This window comes from Polaromonas sp. (assembly GCF_031411155.1).
In the GTDB taxonomy this organism is placed as follows: domain Bacteria; phylum Pseudomonadota; class Gammaproteobacteria; order Burkholderiales; family Burkholderiaceae_C; genus Polaromonas.
In genome coordinates, this window is sequence record NZ_JANOAL010000238.1 from 1 (window position 1) to 8,060 (window position 8,060).

At 62.5% G+C, this 8,060-nt stretch carries 7 protein-coding genes; 2 read left to right on the plus strand and 5 right to left on the minus strand.

The window, feature by feature from the left end; genetic code table 11:
- From RMO23_RS14440 to RMO23_RS14455, 4 genes are all read right to left on the minus strand, one after another.
- A partial coding sequence (locus RMO23_RS14440; RefSeq protein ID WP_309682901.1) for an efflux RND transporter permease subunit occupies positions 1-1,686 on the minus strand: 1,686 nt, incomplete at its 3' end.
- A 63-nt stretch (positions 1,687-1,749) separates the two neighbouring features.
- Entirely contained in the window at positions 1,750-3,198 is a 1,449-nt protein-coding gene (locus RMO23_RS14445) for an efflux RND transporter periplasmic adaptor subunit (RefSeq protein WP_309682903.1), read from the minus strand.
- Between the two features lie 134 nt (positions 3,199-3,332).
- Complete coding sequence (gene rnhA / locus RMO23_RS14450) at positions 3,333-3,809, minus strand: ribonuclease HI (RefSeq protein ID WP_309682906.1); 477 nt, start codon at positions 3,807-3,809, stop codon at positions 3,333-3,335.
- A 62-nt stretch (positions 3,810-3,871) separates the two neighbouring features.
- Positions 3,872-4,678: a methyltransferase domain-containing protein gene (locus RMO23_RS14455; protein WP_309682914.1), complete on the minus strand. Its 807-nt coding sequence runs from the start codon at positions 4,676-4,678 to the stop codon at positions 3,872-3,874.
- A 199-nt stretch (positions 4,679-4,877) separates the two neighbouring features.
- Here RMO23_RS14455 and RMO23_RS14460 point away from each other — a divergent pair, with 199 nt between their 5' ends.
- Together RMO23_RS14460 and RMO23_RS14465 are read left to right on the plus strand one after the other, a co-directional pair.
- A complete protein-coding gene (locus tag RMO23_RS14460; RefSeq protein ID WP_309682917.1) occupies positions 4,878-5,006 on the plus strand; it encodes a hydroxyacylglutathione hydrolase C-terminal domain-containing protein in 129 nt (42 codons plus the stop codon).
- A 134-nt stretch (positions 5,007-5,140) separates the two neighbouring features.
- Positions 5,141-6,634 (plus strand): transglycosylase SLT domain-containing protein, encoded by a 1,494-nt coding sequence (locus RMO23_RS14465; protein WP_309682909.1) that lies wholly within the window; start codon positions 5,141-5,143, stop codon positions 6,632-6,634.
- Between the two features lie 152 nt (positions 6,635-6,786).
- On the opposite strand, the gene RMO23_RS14470 is transcribed toward RMO23_RS14465, so the two are convergent.
- Positions 6,787-7,836 (minus strand): ABC transporter substrate-binding protein, encoded by a 1,050-nt coding sequence (locus RMO23_RS14470; protein ID WP_309682911.1) that lies wholly within the window; start codon positions 7,834-7,836, stop codon positions 6,787-6,789.
- Between the last annotated feature and the right edge of the window lie 224 nt (positions 7,837-8,060).

Genomic DNA, 8,060 nt, shown 5'->3' on the forward strand with positions numbered 1-8,060 from the left:
AACCAGCAAAATGGCAACCGCGCTGACCAGCATCACCGCCAGCACAATCCAGCGCGCCTGCAATACCCAGCCGCCAATGCGCTGGCCCATGCTGGCGTTGCCCGCCGGCCGGTAGCGCCGCGTCACCACCCAGCGCAGCGCGGCGCCGTAGCGGTCAGAGACCACCGTCAATACGCGTTCCATGCCGCGGTCAAAGCGGTTGGGTTTGGGGTTGTGGCGCAGTAACTGGGTGCACAGCATGGGCGTGAGCGTCAGTGCCACAAAACCGGACACCACCACCGCACCGGCCAGCGCCAGCGCAAACTCCACAAACAGCCGCCCGGTGCGCCCCGGCGTGAAGGCCAGCGGCGCGTACACCGCCACCAGCGTGGCCGTCATGGTGACGATGGCAAAGCCAATTTCGCGCGCACCCTTGATGCCGGCCGAAAACGGGTCCATGCCTTCCTCAATATGGCGAAAGATGTTCTCCAGCATCACGATGGCGTCGTCCACCACCAGGCCAATCGCCAGCACCAGCGCCAGCAGAGTCAGTGTGTTGATGGTGAAACCGGCCAGCGCCATCAGCGCAAAAGTCCCAATCAGACTGACCGGAATGGTGATGATGGGAATGATGGAGGCCCGCAGCGTGCGCAAAAACACAAAAATCACCAGCGCCACAAGGCCAACCGCCTCGGCAATCGTGCGGTAGACGTTGCGGACCGAGCGGTCAATGAACACCGAGTTGTCGTTGGCAATGTCAATCAGCATGTCGGGCGGCAAATCGGCCTTGAGCTTGGGGATGGCCTCCTGCACACCCTTGGACAGATCCAGCGGATTGGCCGTGGCCTGCCGAATCACCCCGACCGCCACCGCCGAACGGCCGTTCAGCCGGACCGCCGTGCGGTCATTGGCCGCGCCCTCTTCGACCCGTGCCACATCGCGAATCTTGACCGGGAAACCGTTGACGGTCTTGACCACCACCTCGGCAAACTGCGACGGCCTGACCAGATCGGTCTGCGAGGTGACGCTGAACTCGCGCTGCTGCGATTCAATCCGCCCGGCGGGGAGCTCCAGGTTGCTGCGGCGAATTGCGTCTTCAACATCCTGCGTGGTGAGGCGGTAAGAGGCCAGTTTGTCGGTGTCCAGCCAGACCCGCATGGCGTATTTGCGCTCGCCAAAAATACGCACGTCGGCCACACCGGTTACGGTTTGCAGGCGCGGCTTGACGATGCGGTTGACCAGGTCGTTGATCTGCAGCGGTGTCATCGACTCGCTGGAAAATGCAATCTGGATGACGGGAAAGGCATCGGCCTCGACCTTGGCGATCACCGGCTCTTCAATCGCTTGCGGCAGGCGGTTGCGCACCCGCGAGGTGCGGTCGCGCACCTCGGCGGCGGCGGAATCAGCGTCTTTTTCAAGCCGGAAGCGCACGCTGATCTGCGCCTGATCGGCGCGGCTGATGGAGGTGATCACATCGACCGCATCAATGCCGGCAATCGAGTCTTCCAGCGGCTTGGTGACCTGCGACTCGATCACCTCGGCCGACGCGCCCGCGTAACGCACGCTGACGGTGACGACCGGTTCATCAATCTTGGGATACTCACGCACGGTGAGGCGGTTAAAACTCACCGCGCCTACCAGCACGATGAGCAGCGACAGCACGGTGGCAAACACCGGACGGCGAATGGAGACTTCAGCGAGCAGCATGGGAAGAGCAGACGTGCATGGAGCGCGGCGAGGTCAAGCGATTTTTATTCATTCGGTCGGGACTCAAGCCGGATTTCGGGCCGGCGGGGACGCAGCGCCTCGCGCTGGCGGCGCAGCGCTGCCAGCCCGCGCTCCGGACCCTGCCGCTTCGGCCAGCACCGGCCCGCAGGGGTTGGGGCCCGACAGGGCCGCCGCAGTGGCCGGCGGTTTGGTTAGCGCCATCGCTGGCGGCGATACCTGGTCTTTGGCGGGCGCGCTGTCGGCCTGCGGCGCGGATGGGACGGCCGAAGCCGCGACCGATGCCGATGCCGCGGTTGCCGGGACGGATGGCAGTGAGGCCGCAGAAGCCCCGCTACGCGGCGCTCGCGCCGGACGGCCCGCGGCCAGGTCCACCACGCTGACCACGGTGCCGTCTCGCTGCACCCGCTGCTGGCCGCTGGTCACGACCGTGTCGCCGGGCTCCAGTCCCTCCAGAATTTCCACCTTGCCGGGTTGGCGCAGGCCGACCTTGACCTCTACCCGCTGGCTGGTCTTTCCCTGATTGTTCGCGCCGTCGACCAGCTTGATAACGAACTGCCGTCCGCCTTGCGGAACCATCGCCTCTTCGGGAATCACCCGTGCATCGTCACGCACGCCAAAGACGGTGTTGACGCGGGCAAACATGCCGGGCCGCAACTGCAGCTGGCGGTTATCAATGCAGCCGCGCACCCCCACCGAGCGACCATTGGCGTCGATCAGCGGGTCAATCGCCTGAATCTGCGCGCTGTATTTGCGACCGGGCAGCGCATCAATGTCCAGCACGGCGGTTTGCCCGCGTTTGACCTTGCTATGAAAACGCTCGGGCAGCCGGAAATCCACAAAGATGGCTTCGATATCTTCAATGTTGACGATGTCGGCCCCGTCCTTGAGGTAGTCACCGACATTGACCAGGCGGATGCCGGCAATGCCATCAAACGGCGCCACGATTTTCAGGCGCGCCGCGCCGGCTCTGGCCAGCGCCAGCTTGGCCTGGGCCACCTGCAAATTGGCAGCGCTTTCATCGAGCGAGCGCTGGCTGACAAAATTTTGCGCCACCAGTTCCTGATTGCGCTTTTGATTGGCCAGGGCAATCGACAACTCGGCCTGGCTTTGCAACACCTGCGCCTGCGGCAACTGGTCATCAAACTGGACCAGCACCTGGCCCTTGCGCACGCGCTGTCCGTCGGTGAAATTGAGCTGGGTGATGCGCCCGCTCACCTCGGGCCGCAACACCACACCGCGGCGCGAGCGCAGGCTGCCCACGGCCTGCGTGTCATCGGTCAGGCGCATGACCTCGACTTTGGCGACCTCCACCGACGGCGGCTTGCCACCCGGTGCGCCACTGGTCGCACCCGGGGCAGGCGATGCAACGACGCCGGAGGTGGCCGCCGCAACGCTGTCGCTGGCCTTGGGTTTCTGATACCACCAGGCCGCGCCCGAGGCCGCCGCTATACCCGCCACCGCGACCACCGTGTAAATTGCTTTTGATGCCATGGACAGAAGAATTTGTTACAGAAAAAGATACAACCTCTCAATGTAGCAGTACGCCCCGATTTGCGCTGGAATTCTGGCCCCTGGTGAAAGCCGCGCACACCAGCTTTACAAAGCCTTTACCCAGCCCGCCGCCTTCAAAGCCGGCCCAGCGCGCGTTCCACACCCTTGTTGGCCAGTCCATCGGCGCGCTCATTGCCAGGGTCGCCCGCATGACCCTTGACCCAGCGCCAGTCAATCTTGTGGCCGCTAGCAGTCACCAACGCATCGAGCTTTTGCCACAGGTCCACGTTTTTGACCGGCGCCTTGGCCGCCGTGCGCCAGCCCCGCGCTTTCCAGCCGTGAATCCATTCGGTAATGCCTTTGCGCACATATTCGCTATCCAGATACAAGGTCACGCCACAGGGCCGCTTGAGCGCCGTCAGTGCCTCGATGACAGCCGTCATTTCCATGCGGTTGTTGGTGGTGCCGAGTTCGCCGCCAAACAGCTCTTTTTCGGTGCTGCCCATCACCAGCAAGGCGCCCCAGCCGCCCGGACCGGGATTTCCCTTGCAGGCACCATCGGTGTAAATCACAACATGTTGGAGGGGTGTCACAGCTTGTAAGTCGCTCATTATCTGGATTCAAAATTTCAGGGTGATGCCGGGACGAGGCGCCCGGCGGGACATATCAGGATTCAAGACCGGGAGCCGGTCAACGGCTCCTTGTTGGCAACAGCAGTGGGTGCGGCCGCTGCGGTGGTTTGCCGCGACTTCCATGCCGGCTCCAGCAGGCGCATGCCGCGCACACGCTTGACCGCGACCAGAAAATAAACCGCCCCAAAAATCGGCCACCACCGCTCGCCAGCGGCATCCATCCATTCAAAGCGGTCCAGCCACTGCTGGCTGGTCAATGCGGGGCGCCAGCAGCCAAAGCGCCCCGACTCTACCTCAAAGTTAAGGAGCCTCAGCCAGTCGCGAAGCCGCCAGTAACCGATAAACTCGCCCGTTTTTGGCAAAAACAAGTCGTCATAGCCCCAGCGCTGGTACAGGTGTCCGCGCCGCTGACGCAAACCCCAAAGACTGGCGGGATTGAGCCCGCTGATTACCACCCGGCCTTCAGGCACCAGCACACGCTCCACCTCACGCAAGGTGGCGTGGGGGTCGCGGCTTAATTCCAGCGTATGCGGCAACACCACCAGATCGAGGCTGCTTTCAGGAAAAGGCAGGGCGCTCGAATCGGTGAGCAGGGCAGCGCGCGGGGAACTTCCATGGGTCGGCGCAGTCGCATCATGGCTTGACGGCGGTGCAGATTCCAGGGCCAGCCATTTGTGCGGCATGCGGTTGGCCTGCAACGCATCGAGTTCAGGCAGGCCCAGTTGCAGCGCGTGGTAGCCGAAAACGTCACTCACCGCCTGGTCGAAATGCGTCCGTTCCCAGCCTAACAAATACTCCCCCGGCGGGGTTTTGAGCCAGTTTGTCAAACCTATAATTTCAGAGTTCATCGAGACCACTGCATGTATTTGATTCCGATTCCCGCTGTTGCCGGCAATTACCCGTGGTTAATGCATGACGGCAAACGCGCTCTGGTGGCAGACCCGGGAGATGCCGGGTCGTTGCTTCACGTGCCGGAACAGCACGCCCCGCAATTAGAGTCGATTCTAGTCATGCACCTCCCTGTCCACCTCGATTGCCCTGCAACTGCTGGTTAACCCTTTTTTACGCACCCGACAAGCCACTATCATGGCGACTGCCCGCCGTTTTGATGCGTCGGCCCGCGACGACAGCACCGCATTTGCCGCCATCAGGCAGTGGAAAAACCAATTCAAATGATGCCTCACTACCCAACCACGCCCTCCTCCCAGATTTCCACCGGGTCTTTCACCTCCCCTACCCTTCGCTTTCTTTCACTGTCGCTCCTCCTTGCAACGGCCGTTCTGGCAGGCTGCGCCACCTCCCCGCCAGGCATGCCAGGTGACCCGGTTCTGACCACGCTGCCCGTGCCCGGCACCGACTTGAAGCCGCTGATTCCCAACGGGCCGCTGCGCCCCATCACGCCGGCCCAGGCCGACTCGCGCCAGATTGCCTCGACCGAGGCGCCCAGGGAACTATGGGACCGCATCCGCCGTGGCTACGCCATGCCCGATCTGCAAAACGAGCTGGTGACCGAGCGCGAGCAATGGTATGCGAGCCGGCCGGACTATATCCAGCGCATGACCGAGCGCTCCAGCAAATACCTGTTTCATATTGTTGAAGAGCTGGAACGCCGCCAGATGCCGACCGAGCTTGCGCTGCTGCCATTTATCGAAAGCGCCTTCAACCCCCAGGCGGTTTCCACCGCCAAGGCGGCCGGCATGTGGCAATTCATGCCTGCCACCGGTCGGTATTTCGACCTCAAGCAAAACGTCCTGCGCGACGACCGCCGCGACGTGCTGGCGTCCACCCGCGCCGCGCTGGACTACCTGCAAAAGCTGCACGGCATGTTTGGCGACTGGCATCTGGCACTGGCCGCCTACAACTGGGGTGAAGGCAGCGTGGGCCGGGCCATTGCCAAAAACCAGAAGGCCGGTCTGGGCACCCGTTACGAAGATCTGAGCATGCCGGCGGAAACCCGCCTGTACGTGCCCAAACTGCAGGCCGTCAAAAACATTGTGGCCAACCCGCAGGCATTCAGCACCGAACTGCCGCTGATTGAAAATCATCCGTATTTTCAGCAGGTGCAGATCACGCGCGACATCGATGTGGCCCTGGCCGCCCGGCTCGCCGATGTCAAGATTGAAGACTTCAAGGCACTCAACCCTTCGGCGCACCGCCCGGTCATCATCGCCGCCGGCACACCACAAATCTTGCTGCCCTGGGACAACGCCAAGGTATTTCAGCGCAACTTTGACGCCTACAACAAGGGCCAATTTGCCACCTGGACCACCTGGACGGCGCCCAGCACCATGAATGCCGCCGAGGCCTCACGCCGCACCGGCATGAGCGAAGCGGACCTGCGCAGCGTGAACAACATTCCGCCGCGCATGTTGATCAAAACCGGCTCCACCCTGCTGATACCGCGTTCGGCCCGGGTGGACAACGATGTGACGGTGCAGGTGGCCGATACCGCCCAGGTGTCGCTGGCGCCCGAAATCATCACGCGCCGCGCGACCGTCAAGGCGCGCAAGGGAGAGTCCGTCGCCTCGATTGCCCAGCGCTACAGCCTGAGTGCCGCCAACGTGGCCACATGGAACCATGTCAGTACTTCGGCGTCCTTCAAGAAGGGCCAGCAGGTGACGGTCTATCTGCCGGTAAAAAACCATGGAGCGGCCAGCCCGGTGGCGTCTTCTGGCCGCCACGGCATCAAGACCGTCAAGCACGGCAGCAACCGAACGGGGGTCAAATCGGCTGCCCGATCCGCGGGCAAGGCGGGCGGCAAAGCGGTGGCCAAGTCGTCTGCCAGTTCAAAAAAGCGCCGCTGAACAGCCGTGCGGGAAGACGCAAGCCCGAATTAGAGTTTTCGCGCGTTGATGGCGTCAAGCGACTGCCCCTGCTTGTGCCCATCCCAGGCGCGGAAGATGCAGCTGATGCCCCGCAGCTCCAATGCGAATTCGCTTATGCAGCGACAAGGCTTTCAGGCCTTGAAGCGCTCTTTGGCACGACGTGCGAATTCGTTGGTGTAGGTTTTGGCCAGGTTAATCTTGTCGGCCTTGATGCTGGGGTCAAAGCTGGCCAGCGCCTTCAGGGCGGTGCGTACACCGTCCTCCGGAATCAGGCCATCAGGCGAAATCGATTCGCGCACTTTGTTGAACGAGGCCAGGTACAGCGCGCGGTCACCCAGCAGATAGCTTTCCGGTACGGCCTTGATGATGTCGCTCGGCCCGGCTGTCTGCAGCCATTTGAGGCCATGCACGATGGCATTGGCCAGCGCCTGGCAGGTGATGGGGTTCTTCTGGATGAAGTCCAGCGGCGCATACAGGCATGCCGCCGGCATGGGGCCGCCAAACACTTCGGTCGTGCCTTTGAGGGTGCGCGTGTCGCTGATGATTTTGACCTCGCCCCTTTGCTCCAGCATGGTCATCACCGGGTCGGTGTTGCTCATCGCATCGATCTGGCCCGAGCGCAGTGCCGTCAGCGCGCCGGCCGAGGTGCCCACGCCGATAAAGCTGACATCGCTGGCCTTCAGGCCACCGCGCGACAGCACCAGGTTGGCCATCATGTTGGTGGACGAGTCGGGAGCCGACACGCCGATCTTCTTGCCCCGCAGATCGGCAACCGATTTGTAGTTGGGCATGTTCTTGGTCGACACGCCAAACGCAATTTGCGGCGCCCTGCCCTGCAGCACAAAGGCCTGGAACATCTGGTTTTTTGACTGCAGGTTGATGGTGTGCTCGAACGCACCCGAACAGACATCGGCTGAACCACCGACCACGGCCTGCAGGGCGCGCGCACCACCGGCAAAGTCACTGATTTCAACCTCCAGGCCCTCGGCCTTGAAATAGCCGAGTTGCTCGGAGATGGTGAGCGGCAGATAGTAGAACGCGGCCTTGCCGCCGACTGCCAGTGCGATTTTTGTTTTTTCGGGTTTGGGCTGGGCCTGCAACGACGGAAAGGCCAGTGCGCCCGCGGCCAGCGCGGCTCCAGCGGTAAAGGTTCGTCGGGAGACAAGAGCTTGTGTGTTCATGCAGAAACCTCTCCTGTTTTTTTACCTCACTGCAGCTTATCGGCACACAAAAAAACCCGCATCGGGGTCATCCCGTGCGGGTTATTACCAGAGCAGGAAATCTGCTTACCAATGGTTACCGGCACAGCGCCGGCCGCCCCGGCGCATCAGCGATAACCCGCGACCAAAATCGCCAGGTTGACCAGCAGGCCCAGTGCCCAGATCACCGAGCGGGCGCTGGCCAG

Coding starts and splice junctions, on each gene's coding strand:
- RMO23_RS14445 (WP_309682903.1), bottom strand. CDS start 3,198: ATGGCATCAAAAGCAATTTACACGGTGGTCGCGGTGGCGGGTATAGCG.
- rnhA (WP_309682906.1), bottom strand. CDS start 3,809: ATGAGCGACTTACAAGCTGTGACACCCCTCCAACATGTTGTGATTTAC.
- RMO23_RS14455 (WP_309682914.1), bottom strand. CDS start 4,678: ATGAACTCTGAAATTATAGGTTTGACAAACTGGCTCAAAACCCCGCCG.
- RMO23_RS14465 (WP_309682909.1), top strand. CDS start 5,141: ATGCCAGGTGACCCGGTTCTGACCACGCTGCCCGTGCCCGGCACCGAC.
- RMO23_RS14470 (WP_309682911.1), bottom strand. CDS start 7,836: ATGAACACACAAGCTCTTGTCTCCCGACGAACCTTTACCGCTGGAGCC.